27 protein-coding genes and 3 pseudogenes are annotated in these 25,216 nt (G+C 51.5%); 18 read left to right on the top strand and 12 right to left on the bottom strand.

From position 1 onward, the window contains the following. Window positions 1–11 precede the first annotated feature (11 nt). The 8 genes and pseudogenes from traK (at window position 12) to AAHF05_RS24825 (ending at window position 5,788) form a co-directional block, all read left to right on the top strand. Window positions 12–752, top strand: coding sequence for a type-F conjugative transfer system secretin TraK (gene traK / locus AAHF05_RS24860; RefSeq protein ID WP_374936484.1), 741 nt, complete (start codon window positions 12–14; stop codon window positions 750–752). Further along, window positions 749–1,225 (top strand): hypothetical protein, encoded by a 477-nt coding sequence (locus AAHF05_RS24855; RefSeq protein ID WP_374936483.1) that lies wholly within the window; start codon window positions 749–751, stop codon window positions 1,223–1,225. The genes traK and AAHF05_RS24855 overlap by 4 nt, the downstream gene beginning before the upstream one ends. Window positions 1,226–1,283: 58 nt before the next feature. Next, complete coding sequence (locus AAHF05_RS24850) at window positions 1,284–1,466, top strand: hypothetical protein (protein WP_244997017.1); 183 nt, start codon at window positions 1,284–1,286, stop codon at window positions 1,464–1,466. Window positions 1,467–1,581: 115 nt separating this feature from the next. Then, complete coding sequence (locus AAHF05_RS24845) at window positions 1,582–2,232, top strand: TraD N-terminal domain-containing protein (RefSeq protein ID WP_244997015.1); 651 nt, start codon at window positions 1,582–1,584, stop codon at window positions 2,230–2,232. Window positions 2,233–2,250: 18 nt separating this feature from the next. Beyond that, window positions 2,251–3,918, top strand: a pseudogene (locus AAHF05_RS24840) (conjugative transfer relaxase/helicase TraI domain-containing protein); the annotation flags it as partial. A gap of 28 nt (window positions 3,919–3,946) precedes the next feature. After that, a complete protein-coding gene (locus tag AAHF05_RS24835; protein WP_213783322.1) occupies window positions 3,947–4,732 on the top strand; it encodes a DsbA family protein in 786 nt (261 codons plus the stop codon). Between the two features lie 121 nt (window positions 4,733–4,853). Next, the gene (locus AAHF05_RS24830; RefSeq protein WP_223195142.1) at window positions 4,854–5,381 is read left to right on the top strand and encodes a hypothetical protein; all 528 of its coding nucleotides are present in this window, start codon (window positions 4,854–4,856) and stop codon (window positions 5,379–5,381) included. Then, window positions 5,372–5,788 (top strand): type II toxin-antitoxin system YafO family toxin, encoded by a 417-nt coding sequence (locus AAHF05_RS24825; RefSeq protein WP_023327722.1) that lies wholly within the window; start codon window positions 5,372–5,374, stop codon window positions 5,786–5,788. The genes AAHF05_RS24830 and AAHF05_RS24825 overlap by 10 nt, the downstream gene beginning before the upstream one ends. A gap of 211 nt (window positions 5,789–5,999) precedes the next feature. Here the strand turns inward: AAHF05_RS24825 and AAHF05_RS24820 are convergent, their stop codons facing one another. Then, complete coding sequence (locus tag AAHF05_RS24820) at window positions 6,000–6,989, bottom strand: tyrosine-type recombinase/integrase (RefSeq protein WP_023327721.1); 990 nt, start codon at window positions 6,987–6,989, stop codon at window positions 6,000–6,002. Window positions 6,990–7,162: 173 nt separating this feature from the next. On the opposite strand from AAHF05_RS24820, the pseudogene AAHF05_RS24815 reads away from it, so the two are divergent. Next, window positions 7,163–7,613 (top strand): annotated as a pseudogene (locus tag AAHF05_RS24815) (efflux RND transporter permease subunit); the annotation flags it as partial. 103 nt (window positions 7,614–7,716) lie between these two features. Beyond that, window positions 7,717–8,092, top strand: a pseudogene (locus AAHF05_RS24810) (GNAT family N-acetyltransferase); the annotation flags it as partial. A gap of 459 nt (window positions 8,093–8,551) precedes the next feature. On the opposite strand, the gene AAHF05_RS24805 reads toward AAHF05_RS24810, so the two are convergent. From AAHF05_RS24805 to AAHF05_RS24770, 8 genes are all read right to left on the bottom strand, one after another. Next, window positions 8,552–8,956: an H-NS family nucleoid-associated regulatory protein gene (locus tag AAHF05_RS24805; RefSeq protein WP_045337323.1), complete on the bottom strand. Its 405-nt coding sequence runs from the start codon at window positions 8,954–8,956 to the stop codon at window positions 8,552–8,554. A gap of 594 nt (window positions 8,957–9,550) precedes the next feature. Further along, the gene (locus AAHF05_RS24800) at window positions 9,551–10,039 is read right to left on the bottom strand and encodes a tellurium resistance protein TerW (RefSeq protein ID WP_045295136.1); all 489 of its coding nucleotides are present in this window, start codon (window positions 10,037–10,039) and stop codon (window positions 9,551–9,553) included. Between the two features lie 2 nt (window positions 10,040–10,041). Further along, window positions 10,042–11,265 carry a DUF4236 domain-containing protein gene (locus AAHF05_RS24795; RefSeq protein WP_045295134.1) on the bottom strand — a complete coding sequence of 408 codons (1,224 nt, stop codon included), beginning with the start codon at window positions 11,263–11,265 and terminating at the stop codon, window positions 10,042–10,044. Window positions 11,266–11,275: 10 nt separating this feature from the next. Then, a complete protein-coding gene (locus AAHF05_RS24790; RefSeq protein WP_045295132.1) occupies window positions 11,276–12,232 on the bottom strand; it encodes an HpcH/HpaI aldolase/citrate lyase family protein in 957 nt (318 codons plus the stop codon). Further along, on the bottom strand, window positions 12,232–13,311 hold the full coding sequence (locus tag AAHF05_RS24785) for a cysteine protease StiP family protein (protein WP_045295130.1): 1,080 nt from the start codon (window positions 13,309–13,311) through the stop codon (window positions 12,232–12,234). The genes AAHF05_RS24790 and AAHF05_RS24785 overlap by 1 nt, the downstream gene beginning before the upstream one ends. 1 nt (window position 13,312) lies before the next feature. Next, window positions 13,313–14,086, bottom strand: coding sequence for a hypothetical protein (locus tag AAHF05_RS24780; RefSeq protein WP_108091236.1), 774 nt, complete (start codon window positions 14,084–14,086; stop codon window positions 13,313–13,315). Next, complete coding sequence (locus AAHF05_RS24775; RefSeq protein ID WP_213783320.1) at window positions 14,079–15,221, bottom strand: phosphoribosyltransferase domain-containing protein; 1,143 nt, start codon at window positions 15,219–15,221, stop codon at window positions 14,079–14,081. Before AAHF05_RS24775 ends, AAHF05_RS24780 begins: the two co-directional genes overlap by 8 nt. An 8-nt stretch (window positions 15,222–15,229) precedes the next feature. Then, complete coding sequence (locus AAHF05_RS24770) at window positions 15,230–16,288, bottom strand: ATP-grasp domain-containing protein (RefSeq protein ID WP_108091237.1); 1,059 nt, start codon at window positions 16,286–16,288, stop codon at window positions 15,230–15,232. Window positions 16,289–16,614: 326 nt separating this feature from the next. Here AAHF05_RS24770 and AAHF05_RS24765 point away from each other — a divergent pair, with 326 nt between their 5' ends. From AAHF05_RS24765 to AAHF05_RS24730, 8 genes are all read left to right on the top strand, one after another. Then, window positions 16,615–17,196: a TerD family protein gene (locus AAHF05_RS24765; protein ID WP_045295122.1), complete on the top strand. Its 582-nt coding sequence runs from the start codon at window positions 16,615–16,617 to the stop codon at window positions 17,194–17,196. Further along, window positions 17,196–18,365 carry a TerD family protein gene (locus tag AAHF05_RS24760; protein WP_045295120.1) on the top strand — a complete coding sequence of 390 codons (1,170 nt, stop codon included), beginning with the start codon at window positions 17,196–17,198 and terminating at the stop codon, window positions 18,363–18,365. The genes AAHF05_RS24765 and AAHF05_RS24760 overlap by 1 nt, the downstream gene beginning before the upstream one ends. A 22-nt stretch (window positions 18,366–18,387) precedes the next feature. Continuing rightward, entirely contained in the window at window positions 18,388–18,843 is a 456-nt protein-coding gene (locus tag AAHF05_RS24755) for a tellurite resistance TerB family protein (protein WP_045295118.1), read from the top strand. A 23-nt stretch (window positions 18,844–18,866) separates the two neighbouring features. Further along, the gene (locus tag AAHF05_RS24750; RefSeq protein ID WP_045295116.1) at window positions 18,867–19,907 is read left to right on the top strand and encodes a TerC/Alx family metal homeostasis membrane protein; all 1,041 of its coding nucleotides are present in this window, start codon (window positions 18,867–18,869) and stop codon (window positions 19,905–19,907) included. A gap of 48 nt (window positions 19,908–19,955) precedes the next feature. Continuing rightward, a complete protein-coding gene (terD, locus tag AAHF05_RS24745; protein WP_045295115.1) occupies window positions 19,956–20,534 on the top strand; it encodes a tellurium resistance membrane protein TerD in 579 nt (192 codons plus the stop codon). A 69-nt stretch (window positions 20,535–20,603) separates the two neighbouring features. Beyond that, complete coding sequence (locus tag AAHF05_RS24740) at window positions 20,604–21,179, top strand: TerD family protein (protein WP_045295113.1); 576 nt, start codon at window positions 20,604–20,606, stop codon at window positions 21,177–21,179. 59 nt (window positions 21,180–21,238) lie between these two features. Further along, window positions 21,239–21,889 (top strand): hypothetical protein, encoded by a 651-nt coding sequence (locus AAHF05_RS24735; protein WP_045295110.1) that lies wholly within the window; start codon window positions 21,239–21,241, stop codon window positions 21,887–21,889. Window positions 21,890–21,905: 16 nt separating this feature from the next. Next, entirely contained in the window at window positions 21,906–23,159 is a 1,254-nt protein-coding gene (locus AAHF05_RS24730) for a VWA domain-containing protein (protein WP_374936485.1), read from the top strand. A 460-nt stretch (window positions 23,160–23,619) separates the two neighbouring features. Here the strand turns inward: AAHF05_RS24730 and AAHF05_RS24725 are convergent, their stop codons facing one another. The 3 genes from AAHF05_RS24725 to AAHF05_RS24715 are packed head-to-tail and all read right to left on the bottom strand — an operon-like array spanning window position 23,620 to window position 25,212. After that, entirely contained in the window at window positions 23,620–23,787 is a 168-nt protein-coding gene (locus AAHF05_RS24725; RefSeq protein ID WP_155404427.1) for a hypothetical protein, read from the bottom strand. Beyond that, complete coding sequence (locus tag AAHF05_RS24720; RefSeq protein ID WP_045295107.1) at window positions 23,774–24,118, bottom strand: hypothetical protein; 345 nt, start codon at window positions 24,116–24,118, stop codon at window positions 23,774–23,776. Before AAHF05_RS24720 ends, AAHF05_RS24725 begins: the two co-directional genes overlap by 14 nt. Next, complete coding sequence (locus tag AAHF05_RS24715; protein WP_045295106.1) at window positions 24,109–25,212, bottom strand: hypothetical protein; 1,104 nt, start codon at window positions 25,210–25,212, stop codon at window positions 24,109–24,111. The genes AAHF05_RS24720 and AAHF05_RS24715 overlap by 10 nt, the downstream gene beginning before the upstream one ends. Window positions 25,213–25,216: the final 4 nt, after the last annotated feature.

The raw sequence follows: 25,216 nt of genomic DNA, 5'->3' as shown, positions 1-25,216 counted from the left end.
CAGGACTGCCCATGAAATTTCGCATTTCACCGGCAGCTGCTGCTGTGTTTCTGGCAGCGGGATTATTTACCAGCGGCCTCCGGGCCGCTTCCTCACCCGCAGCCATTCCGTTTGAGAACGACGCCGCCTTTAACGTCACTCTCAGCAACACCAACCCGAGTAAGGTTGTTGTAGACGGAGAACTCATTACCAGCATCAGCGGACCAACCGGTGCGTATGACCAGAGCCAGACCGAGGACGGAGCGCTTATTTTGTCTCCGCTTGTTGGCCAGAACTTCACCCTGTTTATCCAGACTGACCACGGTTCATCGCTGAGCCTGAACGTCAGGCCGCAGCCGGGTAACGGCAAAACACTGCGCTTCACCCCGATGTCACCACCACTTCGCAAGAACGACGATGCGAAGGCATGGGAAGAAGGGCAGACCTATGAAAAAACGCTGGTTGCGCTATCCCGCGCCGCAGTCAATGGCCAGGTGCCGGACGACTACCGGGAATACCCGGTCAGCCGCATGCCGGCTTACACACCCACCAGTGATGTACGCCTGACGCCTGAACGCCAGTTTGTGGGCAACCACCTGCGGGTTGTTCGCTTCCGGATGAGCAACCCGGGCAGCATCACCCGCAGCCTCCGCGAGCGCGATTTCTGGCGCAAGGGCGTCCGGGCCGTAATGCTGTCGCAGAATCAGCTCTACGCTGGCGGTGAGGGCTATGCCTGGATTGTGTTTTCAGATGACGGAGACGCCCGCTCATGACCATCAGCCTGAATGAAAACCTGAAAACCCGCCGCAAGCAACTGGCCATCCTGGCCGCCGTCATCATTGGCGGCGCAGCTGCAGTAGGCGGCGTAATGTGGTACGGGCAATACCAGCAAAAACAAAAGCAACCCGCACCGGTTGCAACACCAAACCTGACCGGCGTTGTGACCGCGACGTTTAACGAACAGGTCAACGATGCCGCGCTGACACAGCAGCAGGCAAAGACCTCCGCTCTTGAGCAAAACCTTGCCACGCTTGCTCAGCAGTTCGCGCAGAACAAGCTCACAACCGAGCAGAAGCTGGCCGAGAAGGACGCTGAAATACAGCGCTTGAATGACCAGCTAACGAAAGCCCCCGGCAGCAACCAGACCACTGGCCAGCAGACACCACCTGTTGGCCAGAACGGAACACCACTCCCCGGTCCCGTTGCTGGCGGTCAGGCCCGGCCACCCGAATACACCGTAAAGTGAGCTGATGTTAGCGAGGGCTTATATGAATGTATTTGGTTCACTTCCTGAGGGGCAGGGAATGACCATCATTGCTGGCTGGGCTGGCTATGAATTCACTCTATATGGTCTGGAGCCCCAGGAGTGGCATTCACCGGTTTATAAGGATGTGGCCTCCTCAGTCCGTTCTGTGGCTGCATACATTAATGCACAGGACTGGGAGGACGGATGTCAGCAGGCCAGATATGAACTGAGTCTGATGTAATAACCCGACGTTTTCCCACTCGCGCTATCACGTAATTCATCACCCTTTTCAACGTTTCTCCCCTGATAACACACATCACCGAACAGGTGATGCAATAACGGCCGGACAACACTCTATGAGCTTCGCAGGAAAAAACCTCACTCAGGGCGGGCAGATGACCGCCTACCGCTGGCGCATGTTCATTCAGGTGAACAACTGGATAGGATTCTGGATCTTCATCCTGTTCGCCGTGCTAACTACCGCCATTTTTCTCTGGCGAATTCCACAGGAAGCCCTTGATAACGGCTCCCTGTGGTGGTTTGCCAGCATCAACAGCAGTTTTATCGATCTGATGCCGGCAACGGGGACGCCAAAAATTTACGACGTCCACTACTGGTATGCGCCAACCGCGACGATGATGGTGCTCAAAATGACCCTGCCGCAGATCTATACCGACCTGTATATGCAGGAGATGGGCAACCAGTGCCTGACTGAGCTGCAGTGGGCGGCCGGCGCCAGCGGGTTGTTCAGTATGGTGGTGTTTATCGCCGTGACATGGTTTATCGCCAGTATCGGCAGAAAGGAAAGTGAAGATGAATACATTTCCGGGATGCAGCTGACTGATAAGCCAGCTGAAGTGAACAAGCTCCTGCGTAAAAACGGTGAGTTCTCTGACCTGCGCGTGGGTGATCTGCATATGGTCAGGATGGCGGAGGTACTCAACTTCCTGATGCATGGCACTATCGGGGTGGGGAAGTCGACGCTGATACGCTGGTTGCAGAGCTGAGCGGAGGCAGTGAAAACGTCACCGGAGGCGCGGTCCCGTACGCTCATCATTGCGCAGCTGAACGCCGACCGTAAGGCGATAAATGCTGGCATTCATGCCGCGCTGGCAGCGCGGGGAGAACTGGGGGAGAAGGCTATTAAGGTGCCGGTGCTCGATAAAATCACCCATACGCGCCATGAGTTCAATAAAACAGAGTCCTGGGAAGCCGGGATGGTGGTTAAACGCGGTGACCGCTACCAGGATGTGGTAGCCGTTGACCGTAACGGCAGCACGGTGACGGTACGTGATGAGGAGGGGAAGATTGCTCTGGTTTCACCGAAGGAGCTGATCACCGGTGACGTGCAGCTGTTTCGCCGCAGCGAGATGGAAGTCCGTTCCGGCGATCTGCTTAAGTTCACGGCGACCGATCGCGAACAGGGGCAGATGGCCAACCAGCGCTATACGGTGGAGTCGGTCAGCGAGGAGGGGAATATCCGTCTGAAGGGGGAGAACGGTCGCGTCACCATCAATCCTGAGAAGGTCCGGGCGCAGCAGAATCTCGACTACGGCTGGGCCGTCACCGGCTACGGCGCACAGGGGGCCAGCAGTGATTATGTCATTGCGCTTGAGGGCACGAAAGACGGACGTAAGGCACTGGCTTCCCGTCGTGCCTTCTACATTTCAGCCTCACGCGTCAAGGAGCACGTCCAGATTTACACCGACAAGAAAGCGGACTGGGTTAAGGCGGTAAAAACGCCGGAGCGTGATATCAAAACGGCGCACGATGCGCTGGCACCAGAAACGCAGCGCAAACAGGCGAAAGCCATCTGGGCAATGGGGCAGCCGGTGAATAAAACGGCCATCGGTCGCGCCTGGGTGCGCCATCAGGGCATGCAGGATGCGTCACTGACGGCAAAAATCATCCCGGCCACCCGGCGCTTTCCTGAACCGGCGCTGGCGCTGCCGGTGTATGACAACAATGGCAGGAGTGCGGGCCTGGCCATGGTTTCCCTGGTTGCCAGCCCGGAAGGGCGGATGACACAGGGGGAGACCCGGATGGTCATGACAGAACGTGCCCGTGGTGCGGTACTGCAGCGAAGCCAGTCAGGCAACACGATTGTGGCCAGTGACCTGGCGGCCGCGCTTGATGCAGTACGACATCACCCGAAGGACGGCGTGGTCTGGCAGACCGGCGATGAACCGCCTTCAGCATGGTTGCTTAAGGTGAGCGGTGGGACAAAACAGGATGTGTCGCCGGGTATTGTCTCCACGCTGACTGACGAGCAGAACGTACAGCAACTGCGCGAACAGATGCTGGCAGACCAGATTCGCAATGAAGACGCCGGACGGAACAGGCAGCCGGAGTCGTTGCTGCCGGAAATTCCGCAGGAAGAGGTGATCAGACTGAAACCGGAAGACATTAACCCGCGTAAACCGGAACCACTCACCCCGGATGCAGATGTAATCGCCAGGGTGAGAGGTGAGGAAAACACCGGTGGACAGGAAATGAAAGCTGCTGCAGGTGTCAGGAGTGAGCTGGAAGGTGCTGACAAGGCATCCGGTGAACAGTCGCGGGCATCGCGTGTGATTGCAGATCTGGCAAACGCTGAGCGCGACATGCTCAGGGTGGCAGAAAATACTGAACGCGGCCGCATGCCGGAGCGTGAAGAACAGACCCTCACCCGTACCATTCAGAAAGAACGCTAATCCCCCATTTAACAATGAGACTCAGACGATGAAAGTACACAAATTAGCAGCATTAATAGTTACAACATACATTGGCTTTATTGCAACAGCACACGCTTCGGCCCCTCAGCCGATATTCAGCCCGGAGCAGGAGGCCCGTATCGGGGAAATCGCAGCAGACTACCTGGTATCCCACCCGGAGATACTGGTGACGGTCAGTCATAAGCTGCAGGAACAGCAGAAGGCACGTAAGCAGAAGATGTTTGCACTCAGCGTGATGGAGAATCAGGCGAACCTTCTGCATGATCCGGATACCCCGGCTTACGGGCCTGATAATACAAAGGTCGCGGTGATTGAATTCTTTGATTACCAGTGCGTGTTCTGCAGCCGCTTTGCGCCGGAGCTGGAGAAGGTCATGAAAGCGCAGCCGGACGTCCGCTACCTCTTTAAGGAGTGGCCAATATTTGGTGGCCGCTGGGAAGCCTCACTTCAGGCAGCGCAGCAGGGGCTGACGGTCTGGCAAAAGAAAGGGCCGCAGGCCTATGTCACCTATCACAATGCCATCTACGCCACCGGGCATAATGAAGGCAAACTGACGGTGGAGGATATTCGCGTTGCAGCGTCAAAGGCGGGGCTGGCCACCTCAGCTCCTGGCGACCATACCGCGTCTCTTGAGAAAAACAGCAATCTGTCGGAGGCGCTGGGACTCACCGGAACGCCGGGGATCATCGTCATGCCCGTTAGCGGGGCGACTCCCGACACCATCACGGTTTTCCCGGAAGCTGTAACCGCTGACAGGCTTCAGGTAGCAATCCGGAAAGCCACGGCCAGATAGAAGATTTCAATTTCCTGTTTGCTGTGCCAGCCACATATGCAACCAACTTTTTTTAGCATATAGTTAAGTTCAGTAGTAAAATGCAGCGCCTCGTCGAGAGATGATGATTATGGAGCCCGTCGTGAAATTTAAAATCCAGCACTTGCAGGCCGCAGTGGCACTGGTTCTTGCCAGTTTCCAGCCGCAACCCAAAGCGGTTGCGTGTCAGCCTACGATTGTTGAACGGGTTTACGAAATGGGCTCCAGAGTCAACAAAACCGATATCAGCGAGCTCACTGTTGCTCTCAATGACGTAGCTGAAGAATTACGCTCAAGTCGCATCGAGCTGGCACGGTATGCAGACAGCGATTTCGCCGGCGCTATCAAAGTCGCCAGCGACATCAGAAATCATACTATCCATGTCGCAGGTATCGCAGAGTCCTTTGTTCTGATGCTGCCGGAAAAAAAAATCGTTCAGTCGTATGACAGGAATTCTGTTGAGTTTGCATTCTTTAAGGCCATTAAAATGGTCAGTCTTGCGACTAAAAACTACCTCAGTCTTATTGATCAAATCACACGAACGACAGAAGTGCGTGACTCTGGAATCAACCTCTCGGCCATGAATCACCTGCTGGATTCAGGCAACAGGGCAGCGGCTAAATGGCGTTAACAGCTGAGTACAGTCATGTCACGTGGGATACTTTTTTCCAGCCCACGTTTGCCGTTTACCCTGAGCTGGAGAGCCAGTTACAAGCAGAGTTCATTACGTATAAATCAACTGGCGCACCGTCAAATCTTCTTGGAAGGGACGCCCCTTTTGATTACCCGCCATTCGCTGTCGATGCTAACGTCCAGCATATTCACGTTAATCTGCATTTCCAGCTCACCTGGAGTGCCAGACAAGAGAATTACAACCGTACCTCAGATCACTATCTCATTTACACAGAACACATGTGGGATAGCGGCCGCTTTCTGCTGATGGGGCTGATAACACCGGCTCATGAACGTATGCCCGCGAGAGATACACGGTTACTCAGCTACTTTTCTGAAGTTGCAGAAGATTTTCACGCTTCATAACCCTAAAAATCACATATGGTACCCGGCAAAAGAACGAAAAGGACCGGCCATCCCGCATATCCAAACCACCCCGGTTCAGAAGGGGAAACGGGATAGCCGGCAGACCTACTTTAACGGAAGTTCCAATGTGACACCATTTCAGAAAATTGCAAGCATGCGAGCATCCACACCTACTATCTTGTTAACTTGTTATCTTAACGTGTTGTTAAGTTCATATCAGATCCAGACGGTCGCGCGCCGTTCGCAGGCGCGCCTCGCCGCGGCGATCGTACTGCTGGGTGGTGGTGACGCTGGCATGACCCATCGCATCCTTCACCGTAATCAGGTCTTCCCCATTATCCAGCATGGCCGTGGCAAAAGTACGCCTTAAATCGTGCGGGGCGCATTTCGCTATTCCTGCCTGGCGCTGGCGCACCTGCAGGACATGGTACACTGCCTGGTCGGTGAGACGGTCATTCGTCAGGGTGTCAAAGCGACGGATACGGGTAAACAGCGGCCCGTCTTTTTCTCCGCGCACTTCATCGATCCACAGCTTTAGCCGCTGCCAGGTGCCCGCCGGCATATAGGCCAGCCGTTCCTTGTTCCCCTTACCCAGCACCCTGAGTGCTCGCTCAGTGGTGACAACGTCACTCAAATCCAGCCCCACGGCCTCCGACCGGCGCAGGCCGCAGCCAAGAATGACACCCAGCATCGCCGCATCCCGGAGGCCGATACTGGAGCCATCATCCTCGCAGGTACTGAACAGCGCTAGGATCTCCTCCGGCAGCAGGGCCCGGCCGCGGGGGAGACGGCTGCCGCGCAGGTTGCGCACCGCCCGGATGTGCTGGAAGCTTTCCACGTCCATCAGCCTGAGCATCCAGGCTTCCTTCGCCACGCCCTTGAGTGCCGAAAGGTAGGTGTTGACGGTGGCCGTGGCCCGCCCGCTATCGCGCAGCAGCTCGGTCACAGCCATCACGTGATGACGCCGCAGGCTGCCCCAGCTGCAGGCATCCATGGAAGCTGAACCGAGCATGTCCGCGACGATGCTAAGGAACGAGGCCATGGTCTGCCGGCTGCGGGGGGAATTCAGGGAAAGCAGGTACGCCCGGGCGGGACTGACCGGACCCTCGCCGCCTGTCAGCGCCGGCAGGAAATCCCCATCAGGTGGTATGACCGCCGGCGACATGGACAGGTCAGGATCATCATCAGGCATCTGTGTCATCCAGGGCTCCGTCAGGGCCGGAAACCGTCCGGCGCGCTGCGTGAAAAATCGGGGGAAATGATACCGCCAGAGCGTATCGCAGAAAGTCTACTTTTTCAAAGGTACATTTTAATAAGTAGATAAAGCAGCTATCTCGCCTTGATACTGGTGGTATTGCTCTTTACGAAACCTAGTCCGTTCCCTTAGCGGAAATGCTTATAGTTCCTTTGGATTGCTCGGCGCTGTGCTGGCTTTAGCCGTAACGAATATGACGAATGACGTCTTTTTCAAAGTGGGCCAGATAACCCTGATTGGCCTTTCCGCTAAGAATGCGATTCTGGTTATCGAATTCGCGAAACAATTGATGAAAGAAGGAAAGACCCTTATTGATGCGACATTGATTGCATTGAAGCAGCGCTTGTGGTCAATACGGATTACTTCTCTGGTTTTCACATTAAACACTGTTCCGCTGATGCTTACCATGGGGCCAGTGACAGCACAAAGCATGCGATCGGTACCAGTGTATTCGGCGGGATGATTAGCGGAACGCTACTGGCCATTTCCTTTGTTCCGGTATTTTTCGTAAATATCACCCGATTTACTGGCATGCGAAAAGACATACCGGGGAATAGCCGGAACGGCTAATCTCTGCGCTATGTTCCGGTCAGTTTAAAGCAGGCTTCTTGCTGAACTGGCTGGCATTACATTATCAAGGATATTATGAACATCATTATCACACAAAGGTTAATTTAAGGGAGAGGATGCGGCAGCACTTTTCGATTACCTCTCTTCACCACGTGCTCCTTGCTTTTAGGTTGAAAAGTTACATTCACTAGCCGAGGCGGAGGTCGACGTGGCTAAACGAGCCACTGACCCAGCACAGTTTGCCGTTTGTCTAAAAACCGATACGTTAATCGGATATCTTTTTGCGGACAATAGCAATAAGCCAGACAGCAATACCAGGTCAGTAGGCTGACACTTTACTCAACGTTATGAACGCCAGAGATATGCGAACGAGTCATTTGCTGCATTGTTTGATTATTTATTTAAACAGACGTTTGTATGCCTGGGTGGAAGTTTACAATCTGGCTTCTCAAAAATTTTGTGAACGTTACACGCAGAGGTTGCAGAGCAATAGTGGCCCAGAAAAAATGCCTGCTAATTGAAATGAACAATATTCTTAGTGTTTTTAATGGTAATGCAGTTACTGAACACAATTTTATTGAACACAGATCAATGATCTGACTCTCCACTAAATCAAAATTTCAACGTACCTTAGTCTTTGTCTATTTTTGAAAATAATAAGTAGCGGTAATTCTGAATTGTTTATGAAGAGGTCCCGTACGCCTGCCGTTCACCATCATAAGCTAGCCGGATGCTCGTAACACTTATTTTGGCAATCCGACGGAGCTGACCGACTCTGCTAGTTACTTGAGGATGCCAAGACGCGCCGAACCAATCAAGTAAATGAAAGAAAACAGACAATGCGGCGCCGGAAACAAATACGAATGTTCAGAGTATGAGCAGTTGATATGCACGAAAGGAAGAAAAAAGGCAGGGAGATTAATTCCCTGCCTTTTTTATCATTTAATCAAGAAGTCATCAACATTGCCGCCGTTGGCAATGTGTTCAGCAAAAACTTTAGGTGTACGGCCCTGGCCAGTCCATGTTTTAGTTTCACCGTTTTCATCGGTGTACTGGTATTTGGCCGGTCGTGCTGCACGCTCTTTTTTAGGTTTTGTCTGGCCGGTGGAGAATTCAAGCAACTCTGACGGGTCAATACCATCATCCAGCATCAACTGGCGCAACTTATTCAGCTTCTCTGTACGTTCCGAAATCTCGTTACGTTTTGCTTCTTCTTCATCACGACGTTCCGAAACGATGACATTAAACTTCTCCAGAATGTCTTCCAGAGTTTCGAGAGGCAACTCACGCGCCTGAGCTCGCAGTGAACGGGTGTTATTAAGTGTTTTCAGTTCTTCAGACATTTTAGCTCCAGAGGGTAGTAATCATAATCTCAGTTGATTATGAAACATTAAAAAATAAAATCAACAGAAAGCCAACTGAATTAATGAACAATGTCGAACGGATTCACTTCTTTATGTTTCTTAAAATGAATGAACTGCGCTTGAAGAGCTTCTGAGACATTGTGCCTTGGTATACAGGTTGTAAAGTCGCATGGGGTTCATACATGTTAGATGGGAACGATACTTAAAATGAATCACAGGTAGGGATTTACCCGGCATATTTATGATGTTAAAAAGTTAGAAATACAAAATTAGTTACAAAAACCTTATGGCAACTCATACCATATACCTGGTTTAAAATGCATCAACCCTGACTACTTGAGAGTGTTTTGATAAGCGTGGGTCAGGGGTAATGTTACCCCTTATATGAAGATAATCTGAGTTCAGCTTTGATGTAAGGTATTCGCTGATAGTGGCTATGGCAAGCATAATGCTGAGTCAGGGCAACTTTGGTCGAAGATAAATAAACGCTCCCGGTTAAAGTTTTACTTACCATTGCAGGAGTAATGGTTTACCGGGTGCGCATATTTTATGCTCTCTGTCGGTTACTTTGTGTTAAGGGGATTCATTTTTCCGAATCTTCTCATTTTCACGGCTTTCCTTTAAAAGCTCGTCAATCACACGTTCCGTTATTTTTTCCACGGCCTCGCTTCTTGAGAGACCTTCCATATCCGCAAGCCTGTCTATCTTCCGCAGTATTTTCATACGCAGCGATAAAGAGACCGCTGTTTTTTTATCTTTATCCAGAATGACGCGGCCACCTGACTCTGTGCTTTTCAGTTCGGCATTCTTTGCCAGATCATCACTCATCCGTCGCAGCGTTTTTTTATCAAGGTTACCCGGCGTGATCATCTGGTAAGAGTGACTGGCCTTGCTGTACTTTATTTCTGCTGAATAGTCTTCCCTGAGTGCTTTAAGGGCCCGTGTCAGGGTTGGCTCTGAACATTCCAGGCTGGTGATGATATCGGCGGCAGGAACCGGTTTCCCGGTGCCCAGTAAATTAGCCAGAGTGAAAATGCGGACCTGTCGCGTATTGAGTTGCATCGTTAGTTAAAGCCTGCGTCAAAAAAAAGTGGTTCAATTGCCTGAAAGATAAATGTCGTGCTCATCTTTCTGATAACCGGATAGTCTCCAAGCGCTTCCACCGGATCCACATGTTCTATCCCGGCAAAATTAATCGACGCCATCTGTGCTCTGCTAAATTTGCATGACAGGATGTATTCGTCTTCAAGATACCCGGTCCGTTTACTGATGCGCTGGGTAAAACCTGAAACCACCACGTAGTCAAAGGGTAGTGTATGCAGGGCAATACCGGCCAGGCGCAACAGGCACCCATGAACATGGCGTGCGTAATTTTCTCGCTGTGCTTTTTGCGTCATGGCCTTTTCGGTGATTTCTGTACCGCGGGCATTCACACCGTAAGTTTTATCAGGCATGTCTTCTATCTCAGGCAGATCGACATCGAGCCAGACCGTGGACTGTTCAGGTTTGACTTCGAACGTCACCAGAGTTTCCCGTGGCCACTCAGTTTGCGCCAGTACCTCACCCAGTCGGGACTCAAAGAAAGCACTGTCCCTGCGAAACTGGTCACGGGCTTCAGCCTGCGATGCGATCAGCCTGCTTTCATGCTCCTTAGCCTCGAATTGCCAATTGGCATACTGTTCAGCCCAGGCGGTGCGCTGCTGCTGATAGCGATGCTGGCGGAGCGTATTTTCTCGTTCCGTATCAGCCAGCGTCTGCTGCCATTGATTCCTGAGCTCCTCAAGACGCTCTGCACGGGCCGCATCGGATTCAAACCATTTCCCAAAAAATCCTACACTAGTGCTCTCATCCGGTTGCTCTGGTAAGGGCATCAACTCAGGTTTCGCCGGACGTACCGGCGCCGGTACCAGCCAGGGTTTCTGACGACTGGCCAGATATTCTGTTTCCAGTTCGGACCAGCTGATACCCTGGCGGGGATCCGGCGTCAGCTCATGGATATTGGCAATACTGCTCACAACAGACATCAGTGCGCCCACTTCCTTTTCGAGCTCCAGCCGAATAGAAGGATCGGGTTGTGCGCTACGGGCAGTACGTGAGCGGGCTGAGCTATCCAGTCTGGTGCGATAACTCAGGCCGGTACCCGGCAAACCCAGGTTGGCATAAGTGCCCCGGCTACCAATGGATACAGACGCCCCCCGCGGTCCTACGCTGAGACTCGGTGCGCCGTTACTTAAGTTCAGCCGTACGCCGGGAATGATGTTGATCGTTTTACGAAATCGAAATCCCATTACGACATCCTCAGTTTTTCTGTGACAGTGGCATCAGTCTGATACCCTCTGCGCTTTGTTCCGGGATCATGCCATATATCCGGGCTCGTTCCAGTATGCTCGCTGCCCAGCGGCGATGCGTTGCCGGTTCGCACATCGCGCCCTGCGATTTGAATACAGCCTGAGTGGAGTTGAGGATCCGGAGCGCATCCGAATGTTCGCCTGCTGATACCTTCAGTGCGTTTTCGATAACATCAATCTGAGCAGGGTGGATGGCCGTTTTACCCACCAGCCCATGCGCCATATCAAGCGCCAGCTCCCGCGCCATAATGTCATGATCGTCAATATGCTCACAGACTGGCGCCGTCAGCGCAAAATCACGCGGACCGAATACTGACACCAGCATTTTAATCACGTAGCCCATAGGCCCGTCGTAAAGTGTCAGATTCCGCGGCCGTCTCAGCGAGACCACATTCATCAGGTCATTTCCGCCGATACGCAGGGCAATGAGCCGATCAAGGCATGGATGAGAAAGTAGCTTTTCCGCAAGTTCACGCATCCGGAGGACATCAAACACGTCGTCGGTTTCAAGGGTCGGCATAAGACAAAGGTGCGTGTCTGCCATTGCCGCCCACCATTCCGGCAACGAGGCCAGAGTGAATTTTGGCAGTACAAAACCGTCAACGGCGCTCAGGTCGACATTCTGAACCAGCCATTGCCCCATTTCCGTATGTCGCGGGCGAATAAACACCAGCGGCCAGTCCTGGTTACCGGCACGTAATTTTTCCTGGCTGAGGCGCTGCAGCAGCTGTCTCAGATTTTCCAGCGCCCGGGGGATATCTGTTTCACTGACCGCATCCTCCAGACAAATGACCAGCGAGCGAAGTCCCGGGATCTTGCCGTCCAGGATAGCTCCCTCAATATCGTAACGGGTTGCGGGCATGTACAGCGTGGCGCCAAGATTCCAGGGCGAGAGGCGATTTTTCATCAGAGCACCTTTTTAATAATGGTCACGGCCCGGTACTGGCCAAGTGCGTCACCCATTTCGGTAACGATGATCCCTTTATCGCGGGCCAGGCCTACCAGTAACTCGACATCCGGATCGCTGACTGAGCGTACAAACACATGATCGGGTACCCGGCGTAATACGGCGCGGGTTGCTTCAGCGATACCCGGTTTAATCCGGTTGATGCTGTCGACCGCATACCTGTCAGCAAGGAGGGCGATCACATCACGACTCTTCTGCCACAGACCGGTATTCGCTGCCATATTCCAGTCGAGCCCGGGTACAGCCGCGGGATCGAGTTTTTCGCGATAATCGGCAACCGTCCCGACCAGCAAGCGGCTGCATTCGTACTCATTCAGATGTTCGCACACGACGCAGCCGTGTAACCCTTCAGTAGTCCATACAGAGCGTGAAATAAGGCCTGATACCGGCGCCCCCATAATCCCGAACGGGATCAGCCAGTCATCATCGCTTGCCGCCAGCCAGGAGCAGCCACACGGGTCAGCGAGCACCACAAGGCGGGGGTGTTCCGGATAACCGCTGCGTCCTTCCAGGGAGCGAACCAGTTGACCCGTGATCGCGCCTTTACCGGTCCAGCCATCAACGAACACAATGCCATGTGTGCCATGACGGGATTCAATGATATCCAGGGCAGCGGTATCGATGCCGCGATCACGAATAATGCTGATCCCGTAGTGGAAGGATGTTTTCCCCATGTCCCGCAGCGTCTGATGCAGCATCACGCCCAGAGGCACACCGGCCCGGACGAGACTTGCCAGAATAATGGGTTCATCACCAAAGCGGTTGGCCAGTTCGCGGGCAAGTTGTGTTACTTCGTGTGCCAGTCGGGCCGCGCCACGATCCAGTGCGCGTGAGAATAGATCCAGATGCCAAGAGGTAGGGGCAGGCTCCTGGCTCAGCATGTCTGAATAATGCTTTTTGCCGGACTGGATCAGCGCCTCTTTTTGGTCAACCGGCGTCATTTCCATTTCAATGGGTTTGAGCAGGAACTGGACATCACTGGCGTCGTAAGAGCCCGAAAAAGGAATGAGTGGCTGCATCTTACAGTTCTCCAAAAATTTTCATTGAGACGGCTTCAGCGAACTGGCTTTGACGCGGGATCCCGTACCAGCTGCAGAGCTTCATAAAGCGGTGATCGCTAAGACTGTCACCGAGCCCAATCACCGGGAATACACCTCGCTCGGCACGTAATTTGTTCAGCAACCAGGTAACGGCCAGACCTTTTTCCACGGGATGAGGAAGCCAGGCAACATTGTTGCTGTTACGGTGGATATAGAAGTCCGCGACCGGGAATACCGCTTCAATCTCGTCTGCAATGGCATACAGCTCATCAAGCCGTGTGCTGTCGCGGTGCTTCATCACCAGATAGACGGGTGTGCCGTCATATTCATAGTTGAGTCGCGCCCAGGCGTTAATGCCCCTGGCTTCCATCATCTCTGTGATCGCACGTTGCATGGAGATAAGCCTCTCTTCGTACTGCGCCAGGCCCTGCAACATGTGCGCTTTCCAGTCCTCGTCAGGCTGACCCTGTGGGTTCAGGATAACGGCACCATGGGTTGTAATCGCCCAAGAGTGGAAGGGGATCTGCACGCGGCTGATTTCTTCAGTGCCGCGGGCCGTCACCGGAATAAGTTCAGCCTGCTCCAGTAACCAGTCCACCAGCATGGACTGCTCTTCAGTCATGAAGCTGCGTGGCGCTAAACTTCTGTCCAGCGCTCCGGTTTTAAAGGGCTCCAGCGCGAGCTCATCCACCATTTTGCGTCGGGTCTGGAAGAGGGTGTCATCAAGGTCACTCAGGACAACGGGTTTATTCATAGCTAATAATCTCCACACTGGCGGCTACTCCTGCCAGCGTCTTCATCAGGTGACTGTCCACGCTGGCCGCTGGCGTCTCGGTGCAAAGCAGAACGCGATCAAACCGCTGGTGCGCAACGTTGTATAAAAAATTGGGAATGCCCAGACCATAGTTATCCGTGAAGGCAATAGCCGACTGAATGGCGAAGCCTGTGGCTATCGGTGATCGGGTAGTGGAACTGTAAAACGCATCCGCACCGGCCTCGGCCAGACGCTCAGCAAGCAGGAACGGTTCCCACACAAATTCACCTGTGCCCAGCACCAGCACGCGTTCTCCCGGTGAGATGGTGATATTACGGCCCAGGTCATTAGCGGGCGCCGTCATCCCCAGTCGGCCCCAGGACTGTTTGCCGGTGATGGGGAAGTTACCCCGGGAAGTCACATTCACCGCTGGCATTACCGGGACGGGCGCGTCCGGGATGGGTTCCCACTGCCATGCACCGCTGACCAATGACAGCGTGCGCACCGGCAAAGGACAACGCGTTTCCAGCGCATCACCACTCCAGTCGGTGAGTGTGACAGCCACAACCTGCTCCAGCTGTGGCAACCGGCCAGTATTGCGCAGTGCCGCAAGGAGATTGATGAAGGTGTTACCGGTTGTGGCTTCATCATCAATCAGAACCAGGGTTCGCGCTTCGGTCACTCTGCGGCGCATTTCCGCCTCAGCGGGCAGGTAGATCAGATGATCTGTCGCATGGCTGTGCTCTTCCTTAAATTCACACAGCAGTTCACCGTCCTGAGGATGGCGCGTTGAGGTCAGGTAAACGGAATCCGCGTACTGGTGGCGAAGTTCATCAAACACGCCAGCCCCGAGACCTACCGCAGTCTCGGCCATCCCGATAAACAGCACCGGTCCGGGAACGGACTCCGGAAACTGGCGGGCCAGACGCTGGTATGCCTGACGCATTGTCGAAGGAGGAACCGGAATATGTCTGCCCAGCACTTTGCTGACAAAGAGAAAAGCACGTTTCGGGTTATGGCGCTCAGCAATATCAAAAAGATCGTTAAGGGACATCTCGCCCCGGGCGCGTGTGACCTGAATCGTGCCGCATAACAATGCACGTCGATAAACAGTGTCTTCGTTCAACAGTGACATAGTGAGCCTTAATTAATACGGTTGGTGAGGTCGGCTGGATAGACGATGACATCGGTAATGGATCGCACCGTTGCAGGCTTGAAGGAAACCATCGCGTTATCTATCACTTCATTTTTCGACATCAGGCCCAGCTGGTGGAAGGCAAACAGCCCCGGCAGATTTACGCCGCTGCGCAACGTGTATCCAATCCCACCTGACGGACGCATATTCGTCTCAAGCAGCACTGGCTTGCCGTTGTGGTCATTACGCGTCTGCACATTGGTGAGGCCGTCCGCGTTCATAGCCCGGGCACAGTTACAGGCCAGCTCGTATGCTTCGCCGCAGTTCACCAGATACTGAAGCGCACCTTCTTTGCGACGTCCCACAGCTGCGAGGACTTCACCCTTGTGCGCCAGAATATCGACAGAATATTCGGGTCCAGGCAGATACGGCATCAAAACAAGGGGGGTAAACGTCTTAGCGGCGCTCAGCGCTGCAATATACTGGCCGGGTTTCACGATCCGGTTTTCCGGGTTGTTGAATACCGCTATGGAGGAGGCCTCGTCATCGAAACGCCAGAATCCCATGCCATAAATACCCGTGACGGGTTTGACACATAGCGGAGTATCCGCAAAAGGAGGATTAGCAAGATGGTCCTGCAGCGCCGAAATCGAGTTGATGCGTACAGAAGGGACGACCGGCAGTCCACATTGCTGCATAAAGTCAGCGAAAGTAACTTTATCGTCGGCAAGCGTCAGCCAGTCAGAAGCCGTCGCGCCAGTGGTGAGCGTAGCGCCCGACGCTTCGATTGCAGCACGATGCTGTTCGAACCACTGACTATTTCGTCCCGTATGAACAGCATTAATCCCGTGTTTCCCGATAGTGTCGAGAATGAAAGCAAGGCGGCTTTCCGGGTCAGAGGGTTCGATTAGCGCATAGTCAGCAACGGCAAGCAATTCATTACGTTCGTGACGATGAGAGGCATAAACAACAAGATTGAAGTTATTAAATTTAGCGAAAGACTTCATTCCCTGAATAATATCACGCTGTGATGAAAGTCCTTCCATAAGCCAAATTTTGTTTTTCATTTTTTAAGTTATTACCTGATAAGTTCAAGCTGTTAAGGCGGTTATGAGAGTCTAAGAATGTCTTAAGTTGATGTCAATCATAACATGATTGTTAAATGCGGGCATTTTCAACGCTGTGACTGTGATCATGCAGGGGGTTTATACACTTATATTTCAGCAACCTGAAAGATTTAAGTGCGCAACAATGTAGCGAAAATACAGCCCTGGATCAAAAAAACCTAAAAATTTGTTCTTGCCTCAGAACTTCATCATGATATGATTTTTTACGTTAGTGGATAAGCGTTATCTCTGGGTTAACTTTCTCATCACCATTTAAGGAAATAAATATGGTTTCATTAAGCAAGAATCAGACGGTTTCACTCACTAAACAATCTTCTGCACTCAGCCAGCTTCAGTTTGGTCTTGGCTGGGATCCAATTAAGAAAAAAGGGCTGCTGGGTGGGTTGTTTGGTGGCAGTGGTTCCATCGATCTAGATGCCGGATGTGTCCTCATGGACAGCGCCGGAAACAAAATCGACACCGTCTGGTTCCAACAACTGAAATCCAAATGTACGGCTGTTGTTCACAGCGGCGACAACCTGACAGGTGAAGGCGATGGTGATGATGAAGTGATCAATGTCAATCTGAGCAAACTGCCTGCAAATGTCGAGTACCTGGCCTTTACCGTGAACAGCTTCCGTGGTCAGTCGTTCAACGATGTCGATAATGCATTCTGCCGTGTAGTTGATCAGACCAACAAAGAACTCGCCCGTTATCAGCTGACCGAGCAGGGCGCCCATACCGGCATCGTTATTGCGTCCCTGCGTCGTAATAATGGCAACTGGGACTTCACGGCCCATGGCCACCCATGCCGCGGTCGTACCATTACCGATATGCACTCCGATATCGTTTCAACGGTAGTCCGCTAATGAACCTGACGCCGGGGGGCAATGCCCCCGTACCATCACAGGAGCTCCGGGTTCGAATCACCTCAGGTGGTCCGGTTGACGCCTCTGCGTTTCGTCTTTATGCAGACGGAAAAGTGCAGGGGGATGCGGATATGGTCTTCTACGGCCAGCTGCGCAACGATGATGGCACTGTCAGCCTGGTGAGTGAGGGACAGTATTCAACATTTACTGTCGCTCTTAACCGGCTGAGGACCGATGTCCAGAAAATTGCCTTTACCGTTACCTGTGACGGTGGGCAGACCGTTGCTGGTCTTCGCAATCTGTCTATTGACGTAGAGCAGGGTGCAACCCGTCTGGTTAGCGGCGTCGTGGATTTAACGGGCCGTCAGGAAGCTGCGCTCATTCTGGGTGAATTCTATCGTCGTAATAACGAGTGGAAATTCCGCTTCGTTGCTCAGGGTTTCAATGGCGGACTAAAGCCGCTGGCGGAACACTTTGGTGTTGATATCGCAGACTCACCGGCTCCGGACACTACAACTGCGCCGCCTGCCGTTACGCCACCAGCACCAGCTCCGGCAGCTAATAAAGTAAGCCTGAGCAAGGTTTCCCTGACCAAGGAGAAACCAGCAATCAGCCTGGCCAAACGCGATAACTTTGGCGAGATCCGTATCAATCTTAACTGGAATCGCGCAAGCGGCAGCTCAGGACTGAGGGGCATGTTTGGTTCCAAAGGGATTGATCTGGATCTGGGTGCCTTTGTAGAGCTGGAAGACGGTTACAAATCGGTAATACAGGCGCTGGGTAATGCCTTCGGTGATTATCATGACGAACCTTATGTTCAGCTGCAGGGCGATGATCGTACTGGCGACAATGCTTCAGGTGAATGGCTGCACATCAACGGCCGCGAATGGAAGCACGTTCGTGAGGTCCTGATCTATGCCTTCATTTACGAAGGTGCGGCCAGCTGGGATAAAACAGATGGGATCGTCACCATCCATGTTCCGGATCAGCCGCCTATTGAAACCCGGCTGACAGAAGGCGATAACCGTCGCACCTTGTGTGCGATTGCCCGCCTTGTCAACGAAAATGGCGCCATCAAGGTGGAGCGAATCAACCAGTATTTCAAAGGCCAGTCTGAAATGGACAAAGCCTTTAACTGGGGCTTTCGCTGGAGCGCCGGTTCTAAATAACGTCACATCAAAGGATTTAACCATGAGTTTTTTCGACAAAGTTAAAGGTGCGCTTAATTCCGGGCGCGACGAACTGACCCGTCAGGTTGGCCGTTTCAAAAATAAGAAGTTCATGCAGGGTACAGTCGCTGTCTGCGCCCGTATTGCTGCCGCCAGTGACGGCGTAAGCTCGGAAGAAAAACAGAAAATGATGGGTTTTCTGCGTGCTTCCGAAGAACTGAAAATTTTCGATACCAATGAGGTTATCGAGTTCTTCAACAAACTGGTTTCAAGTTTCGATTTCGATGTTGAGATTGGTAAAGGTGAAACCATGAAGTACATCCTGGCGCTGAAAGATCAGCCTGAAGCCGCACAACTGGCATTACGCGTTGGTATTGCTGTTGGCAAAAGCGACGGTAACTTTGACCCGGATGAGAAAGCAGCCGCACGTGAAATCGCTGTCGCGCTCGGCTTTGACCCGGCTGAATTCGGCCTCTGAGATACATCCTTTAAAGGTAAATTATGGTTTCGACACATATTGGTTTTCCGGTTGAGACAGTCACAGTGTTTATTGCGCTGTCACTCGGTGCCATTTTCATTGACCTGTTCATGCACCGTCATGACAAGCCAATTTCGCTGAAAAGTGCCGCGCTGTGGTCCGTGTTCTGGGTCATTGTCGCGATGGCATTTGCCGGGTTCCTGTACGTTCACCACGGTGCTGAAGTCGCAAGCCTGTTTGTCACTGGTTATGCACTGGAGAAGGTGCTTTCTGTCGACAACCTGTTCGTGATGATGGCCATTTTCTCCTGGTTCTCGGTACCGGATCGTTTCCGTCACCGTGTGCTCTACTGGGGCATTATTGGCGCCATCGTCTTCAGGGGCATTTTTGTGGCCATCGGTGCTGGCCTGCTGAGCCTGGGGCCGTATGTTGAAGTGGTATTCGCCCTCATCGTGGCCTGGACGGCTGTCATGATGCTCAGAAGTGGCGGTGATGAAGAGGAAGTGGAAGACTATTCGCAGCATCTTGCATACCGGATGGTTAAACGCTTCTTCCCGATCTGGCCAAAACTTCAGGGTCACGCTTTCCTTCTCTCTCAGAAAGAAGTGGATGCCGAGCTGGCAAAACCTGAAAACAAAGATGTGACCATCGGTCGCGGTAAGAAAGCATGGCGCTACGCCACGCCGCTGATGCTCTGTGTGGCAGTAGTGGAGCTCTCCGATGTCATGTTTGCGTTTGACTCGGTCCCGGCCATCATAGCCGTCAGCCGTGAGCCACTGATTGTCTACAGTGCCATGATGTTTGCTATCCTGGGCCTTCGTACCCTGTATTTCGTACTCGAAGCCCTGAAGCAGTATCTGGTGCATCTGGAGAAAGCCGTTATCGTACTGCTGTTCTTCATCGCTGCCAAACTGGGGCTGAACGCAACAGACCATATCTGGCACCACGGGTATAATATTGCGGCCACCACCAGCCTGTACGTCGTGCTGGGTGTCCTGGCCGTCGGGATCATTGCAAGCGTCATGTTCCCGGGCAAACCAGAAACAGAGGGAAAGGAGAGCTAATCTCCTGAGAATTTCACTAATTCTATTACTAATGCATGAGGCTGAACTATGAGTGTTTCTCTTTCTAAAGGCGGTAACGTATCCCTGAGCAAAGCAGCTCCAACCATGAAAAATGTTCTGGTTGGTCTGGGCTGGGATGCTCGTTCCACTGACGGGCAGGACTTCGACCTGGATGCTTCTGCGTTTCTGCTGAGCGCCAGTGGCAAAGTTCGTAATGACGCAGATTTCATTTTCTATAACAACCTGAAGTCAGCTGACGGGTCCGTTACCCATACCGGTGATAACCGTACCGGTGAAGGCGATGGTGATGATGAATCCCTGAAAATCAAACTGGATACTATCCCGGCAGACGTGGATAAGATTGTGTTTGTGGTGACGATCCATGATGCACAGGCCCGCCGACAGAGCTTTGGTCAGGTATCCGGTGCGTTTATCCGCCTGGTGAACGACGATAACCAGACTGAAGTCGCTCGTTATGATCTGACTGAAGACGCCTCCACAGAAACCGCCATGCTGTTTGGCGAACTGTATCGTCACAATACCGAATGGAAGTTCCGTGCGGTCGGCCAGGGTTATGCTGGTGGCCTGGCTTCCGTGTGTGCTCAGTACGGCATTAACGCGTCCTGATAAAAGTCGCTTTTCTGTCCCCGGGCTGTTCATTCAGCCCAAACCCTAATTAATAGCAGGAGCTTAACAATGGCAGTTTCTCTCGTTAAAGGCGGTAACGTATCCCTTACTAAAGAAGCACCAACCATGAATGTTGCGATGGTTGGTCTGGGCTGGGATGCGCGTGTCACCGACGGTCAGCCATTTGACCTGGATGCGTCTGTGTTCGCGGTAGGTGATGACGGTAAAGTGCTTTCTGATCAGCACTTCATTTTCTTCAACAACAAAACCAGTCCTGACGGCGCCGTGGAACACCAGGGTGACAACCGTACTGGTGAAGGGGATGGCGATGATGAGTCGGTCAAAATTGATCTGACCAAAGTGTCAGCTGACGTTAAAAAACTGGTATTCGCTGTCACCATCTATGACGCCGAAGTCCGTAAGCAAAACTTCGGTATGGTGAGCAACAGTTTCATGCGCGTTTACAACAACGATAATGCTGCTGAAATCGCACGCTTCGATCTGTCTGAAGATGCGTCCACCGAAACCGCTATGATCTTTGGCGAACTGTACCGCCATGGCGCCGAATGGAAATTTAAAGCCGTAGGCCAGGGTTTTGCAGGTGGATTACCGGCGCTGGCATCCCAGCACGGTGTTAATATCTAATAATAATTACATACTCAACCCCGGTGCTGTCACTGGGGTTTTTTTATAGGTGTCTGCACATGGCAAAGAAAAAAGATGATGGTTCGGCTGTAATACTACTTTTTGTTGTAGCGTTTTTTGTGTTCCTGCCCTTTCTGATATTCGGGATGTTCTTCTACCGAAAATTAAAAAGAAAATACTCAGCAATACCAAACATCCAGCGTGTTTACGATATTGGCGTTCTGTTTAAAACGTTGGGTGCCTCCATTGCTGTAATTGTGGTTTCAGCCGTACTGGTTCTGCAACTGAGTGCACTTCCGGCTAAATTTGTATCGCCAGGAACCGCACATTACATTGCGAGAGTTTTATTCATTCTCTATCCGATTGTCATGATATGGCCAATGAAAAAAATGGCTGAGCGCATCGCCATTGAGTACTTCGGCATCGTCTTCAATGACAACGACAGAACAATTATCCTCCCTGCCGACATAGGCAATATGGGACTGGGTGACTGGCTTCGCCTCAGGTTCCTGAGCAGAATGGGCGAGCAGGACAGCATAGAGATACGCAAAATATCGAATATCACCCGAGAGAAAGGCGTCAATTTCTACATTCACGGTGATTTTGGGTCCCGCCGTATCAACTTTTCCAATAAACAAAAGCGTGACGAATGTCTTTCGGCGCTGCAGGCCAGAACCCGCGTAAAGGGTGGCAGAGACTACGGTTATTAAACAAGGAGCAGAAGCCATGCAATTACAGTCAGGTCAGAATATCCCTCTAACTTCATCCTCTATCACGCTCAACCTGCGATATCCGGTGCGACCGGCTTTTCGCGGCGAACCCGATACCTGCGTTTTCATGCTCAACGCACAGGGAAAGGTGAGTGGTGATAACGATTTCATCTTTTTTAATAATCTGAGTTCACCGGATGGCGCCGTTAAACTGACTCCTGGGACACAGCAATCAAGCGTGCATATTGAACTTAACCGTGTATCACCGGCTGTTCAGAAAATTGCCTTAACTCTCGTCATCGATGGCAGCGATACCATTACCGGCCTGCAGCAGCTGAGCCTGCAGGCACCCGGCATCGCATCATTCGATCCCGAGACGGCAGGGCGCAGCGAGAAAGCCATCATCGTGGCGGAGGTCTATCGTCATAACGGCAACTGGAAGCTCCGGGCGCTTGGCCAAGGTTTCAATGGCGGGCTTGAGCCGCTGGCCATCAGCTACGGTGTTGACGTGTCATCTCAAGCTCCGACACCGGCTCCTCAACCTTCAACAGCTCCGACGATAAGTCTTGAGAAAAAGCTGGAGAAACAAGCGCCACGCCTGGTCAGCCTTGCAAAAAAAGCGACCGTCAGTTTGACCAAGCACAAGCTTAATACGCTGCAGGCGAGCGTAGCGTTTGTGCTCGATGCCTCTGGCTCAATGACCGGAGAGTTTTCAAGAGGGCATGTGCAGTCTGTACTGGATCGCATCGCTGTTCTTGCCGTTCAGTTTGATGATGACGGTGAAATGGATCTTTGGGGCTTTGCTGAAAAGCACCGAAAATATCTGAATGTCACGCTGAGTAATCTCGATAATTATGTCGAAACCATTCAGGGGAGTGGCAAACGCTCAAGGTGGGAATTACTGCCTGGCTTGGGTGGTACGAACAACGAGCCACCAGTGATGGAGGAGATTGTTGATTACTACCGGGACAGTAAGCTACCTGTCTATATCGTATTCATCACGGACGGCGGCATCAGTAAAACAAAAGCGATAAAAGATGCTATTCGTCGATCCGCAAATTATCCAATCTTCTGGAAATTTGTCGGCCTCGGAGGTTCGAATTATGGCATCCTGAAAAACCTTGATGATTTTACAGATCGTAAGATCGATAACACGCACTTCTTTGCCATGGATAATTTCGCAACCGTTAGCGATGAAGCACTTTACGATAATCTTCTTGAAGAATTCCGAACGTGGATTGATGAGGCTAAGTTAAAGAATATTCTGTAATTTTGAAGGCCACGTGCCTGGTGTAATTCCAGGCATATTAAGATTAACCCAGGCAATTTAACTTAAGTTTAATTTAATATTTCCGGCGTTAATGGCATGTTAAAATGCTGTAAAGCGAACAAATACGCTGTTTATTTATTGTCCGGAAGGTATGGATGTCGTATCTTCCGGAATTCTTTACAATGCCTCGTATGATGACATTTTTGTACCAAGGACCGTTGAAGCTAGAAAGTTAACTCTGGCTAAACACTTAGCTACAGCTTTTTAAGCTAATTGTATTAGCATCATCAATATGCAACATATCCTTGATCGTAATACTATATCATTCATCTCTGGTCACTATCACGAAACCTTTTCTTTTTTGCCTCCTGCATCGCCTGATGCCTTCTTCGTCTGGGCACCTCATTGGCGCCAAATATAATAACAAAAGCAATTATTGCAATAACAACAAATAAAATAATCATTTTCCGTCCTTTTTGAGTTTTTTATCGATCCCATCTTCTTCCTTTTCAAGCGACTTTTTACGTCGCTTTTCAAGATGGTCCGAAGCTTTTTTTCCTGCAAAAGCTGATGAAATAGCCGTCACTAATAACCCAACAGCGGCCAGGATGTTTTTACTTTGTGACAAGACCATACTCCTCGTTCAGAAATGTGTAGAAGCCTTTGTCTATATTGCCATTATCGAAAGGTTCCCGGCCATGGACATCGATTAAATTATTACGCAATTTTTGTATCTGCGACTTTAAATCATCCACCGGCATTTCGCCAGAAGCGTACTCATACCTCAGCAGTTCAAGCGAGACAATCGTTTCCAGTTGGGCGACATCTGCAGCATTAAGATCTTTGCTTTGCCGCAAACGCTCAGCTGCTGCTGTTACTACAGCAGGCTCGCAACAATCATCGGAGTCTTCAAAATGATAAAAGTTTTTTGTATTAGTGGCATGGTTTACTAAGCGCATACAGTTTTTATCCAATCGTCAAAATTTGATTCGCTGTCATTAAGTACGGCAATAGATTTTTCATAATGAGTCATGACCTGACGATGCTGTTTATGGACTATCAACACCGAACGGGCGCTGTTCCAGAGGAACGGACCGGCAATAAGGTAGTTCAGCTTTCCGGTTCGTCCAAGAGTTCCTGTTACCAGCAGAAGCATCTGTATAACAAGCGCAGTGCCATAAGCGATCACCGCAAGTTGCGTCTTATGCAGCTCTTTTTCATCTTCAGGAGTATCCAGTCCCCTGTGGGCAAAAGCGCCATAAGATAGTAAGAGCATCTTCATAACAGCGTAGGTGGATGCATCAGCTGCGTTAATAGTTCCGTACTCATCTCCCAGAGCTTCCATTAAAGGATTCGAGGCTGCATACCCTGTAGCTTTGGTGGGGTCCTCTTTCCACTCTGTAAAAAAAGAAGAAAAGGGCAGAGGAAGACCTTTCGTTGTGGGTAAATCGGAAAGATAGTGGGTCAGAATATGCAGTATTGCCTTCAAATGCAGGCCGAGGCCACTGCTACCGGGAAAGTTACTTTCGAGATACTTGAGTACCAGGGAATAGACCGATTGCCCTCCGACATCTTGCCCGCCATACGTATAACCGTCAGGCAGTTTCTGATTGAGATTAAAGTCGTGCCCAAAGATTGAACGATGGTTACCACCTGCCCGGTAGTCTAAGGGACTGGGGCCTTTATCCTTAGGCTTAAAATTCTCATGCAGCTTTACGAATTTCTCTTCAAGTGCATCTGCATAGTGATTTGTCAGTTGCGCAGCTCCAACTCCCATGATCCCAATGCAGACTGCCACAACAATATCATTGGGATTGAGTGAACGATAATCTGTTGATATCTCCAGGTCTGCAAGCATCGTCTCGAAATCCACCGTACCGACTGCCATTTTGGCCCGTTCATCCAGGGACAAGTGCGCGGTGGTAGGATCAACTATAATTTCACCTGTGTGCCTCTTCACCAGATAGTCAAGGTTGGTCGCTCTTTGATCCCAGTAAGCATCTTCCGGTTCTGCTATGAAAACCGATTTAATTTTGTGCCATATTTTCGCCATTTCG

Origin of the sequence: Enterobacter adelaidei (assembly GCF_041937165.1) — a bacterium.
Lineage (GTDB): Bacteria > Pseudomonadota > Gammaproteobacteria > Enterobacterales > Enterobacteriaceae > Enterobacter > Enterobacter adelaidei.
This window is presented reverse-complemented; position numbering and strand designations above follow the sequence as displayed.

Excerpts from the sequence above, each read along its gene's own strand:
- traK (WP_374936484.1), top strand. The coding sequence starts at position 12 with ATGAAATTTCGCATTTCACCGGCAGCTGCTGCTGTGTTTCTGGCAGCG.
- AAHF05_RS24855 (WP_374936483.1), top strand. The coding sequence starts at position 749 with ATGACCATCAGCCTGAATGAAAACCTGAAAACCCGCCGCAAGCAACTG.
- AAHF05_RS24850 (WP_244997017.1), top strand. The coding sequence starts at position 1,284 with ATGACCATCATTGCTGGCTGGGCTGGCTATGAATTCACTCTATATGGT.
- AAHF05_RS24845 (WP_244997015.1), top strand. The coding sequence starts at position 1,582 with ATGAGCTTCGCAGGAAAAAACCTCACTCAGGGCGGGCAGATGACCGCC.
- AAHF05_RS24835 (WP_213783322.1), top strand. The coding sequence starts at position 3,947 with ATGAAAGTACACAAATTAGCAGCATTAATAGTTACAACATACATTGGC.
- AAHF05_RS24825 (WP_023327722.1), top strand. The coding sequence starts at position 5,372 with ATGGCGTTAACAGCTGAGTACAGTCATGTCACGTGGGATACTTTTTTC.
- AAHF05_RS24820 (WP_023327721.1), bottom strand. The coding sequence starts at position 6,989 with ATGACACAGATGCCTGATGATGATCCTGACCTGTCCATGTCGCCGGCG.
- AAHF05_RS24805 (WP_045337323.1), bottom strand. The coding sequence starts at position 8,956 with ATGTCTGAAGAACTGAAAACACTTAATAACACCCGTTCACTGCGAGCT.
- AAHF05_RS24800 (WP_045295136.1), bottom strand. The coding sequence starts at position 10,039 with ATGCAACTCAATACGCGACAGGTCCGCATTTTCACTCTGGCTAATTTA.
- AAHF05_RS24795 (WP_045295134.1), bottom strand. The coding sequence starts at position 11,265 with ATGGGATTTCGATTTCGTAAAACGATCAACATCATTCCCGGCGTACGG.
- AAHF05_RS24790 (WP_045295132.1), bottom strand. The coding sequence starts at position 12,232 with ATGAAAAATCGCCTCTCGCCCTGGAATCTTGGCGCCACGCTGTACATG.
- AAHF05_RS24785 (WP_045295130.1), bottom strand. The coding sequence starts at position 13,311 with ATGCAGCCACTCATTCCTTTTTCGGGCTCTTACGACGCCAGTGATGTC.
- AAHF05_RS24780 (WP_108091236.1), bottom strand. The coding sequence starts at position 14,086 with ATGAATAAACCCGTTGTCCTGAGTGACCTTGATGACACCCTCTTCCAG.
- AAHF05_RS24775 (WP_213783320.1), bottom strand. The coding sequence starts at position 15,221 with ATGTCACTGTTGAACGAAGACACTGTTTATCGACGTGCATTGTTATGC.
- AAHF05_RS24770 (WP_108091237.1), bottom strand. The coding sequence starts at position 16,288 with ATGAAAAACAAAATTTGGCTTATGGAAGGACTTTCATCACAGCGTGAT.
- AAHF05_RS24765 (WP_045295122.1), top strand. The coding sequence starts at position 16,615 with ATGGTTTCATTAAGCAAGAATCAGACGGTTTCACTCACTAAACAATCT.
- AAHF05_RS24760 (WP_045295120.1), top strand. The coding sequence starts at position 17,196 with ATGAACCTGACGCCGGGGGGCAATGCCCCCGTACCATCACAGGAGCTC.
- AAHF05_RS24755 (WP_045295118.1), top strand. The coding sequence starts at position 18,388 with ATGAGTTTTTTCGACAAAGTTAAAGGTGCGCTTAATTCCGGGCGCGAC.
- AAHF05_RS24750 (WP_045295116.1), top strand. The coding sequence starts at position 18,867 with ATGGTTTCGACACATATTGGTTTTCCGGTTGAGACAGTCACAGTGTTT.
- terD (WP_045295115.1), top strand. The coding sequence starts at position 19,956 with ATGAGTGTTTCTCTTTCTAAAGGCGGTAACGTATCCCTGAGCAAAGCA.
- AAHF05_RS24740 (WP_045295113.1), top strand. The coding sequence starts at position 20,604 with ATGGCAGTTTCTCTCGTTAAAGGCGGTAACGTATCCCTTACTAAAGAA.
- AAHF05_RS24735 (WP_045295110.1), top strand. The coding sequence starts at position 21,239 with ATGGCAAAGAAAAAAGATGATGGTTCGGCTGTAATACTACTTTTTGTT.
- AAHF05_RS24730 (WP_374936485.1), top strand. The coding sequence starts at position 21,906 with ATGCAATTACAGTCAGGTCAGAATATCCCTCTAACTTCATCCTCTATC.
- AAHF05_RS24720 (WP_045295107.1), bottom strand. The coding sequence starts at position 24,118 with ATGCGCTTAGTAAACCATGCCACTAATACAAAAAACTTTTATCATTTT.
- AAHF05_RS24715 (WP_045295106.1), bottom strand. The coding sequence starts at position 25,212 with ATGGCGAAAATATGGCACAAAATTAAATCGGTTTTCATAGCAGAACCG.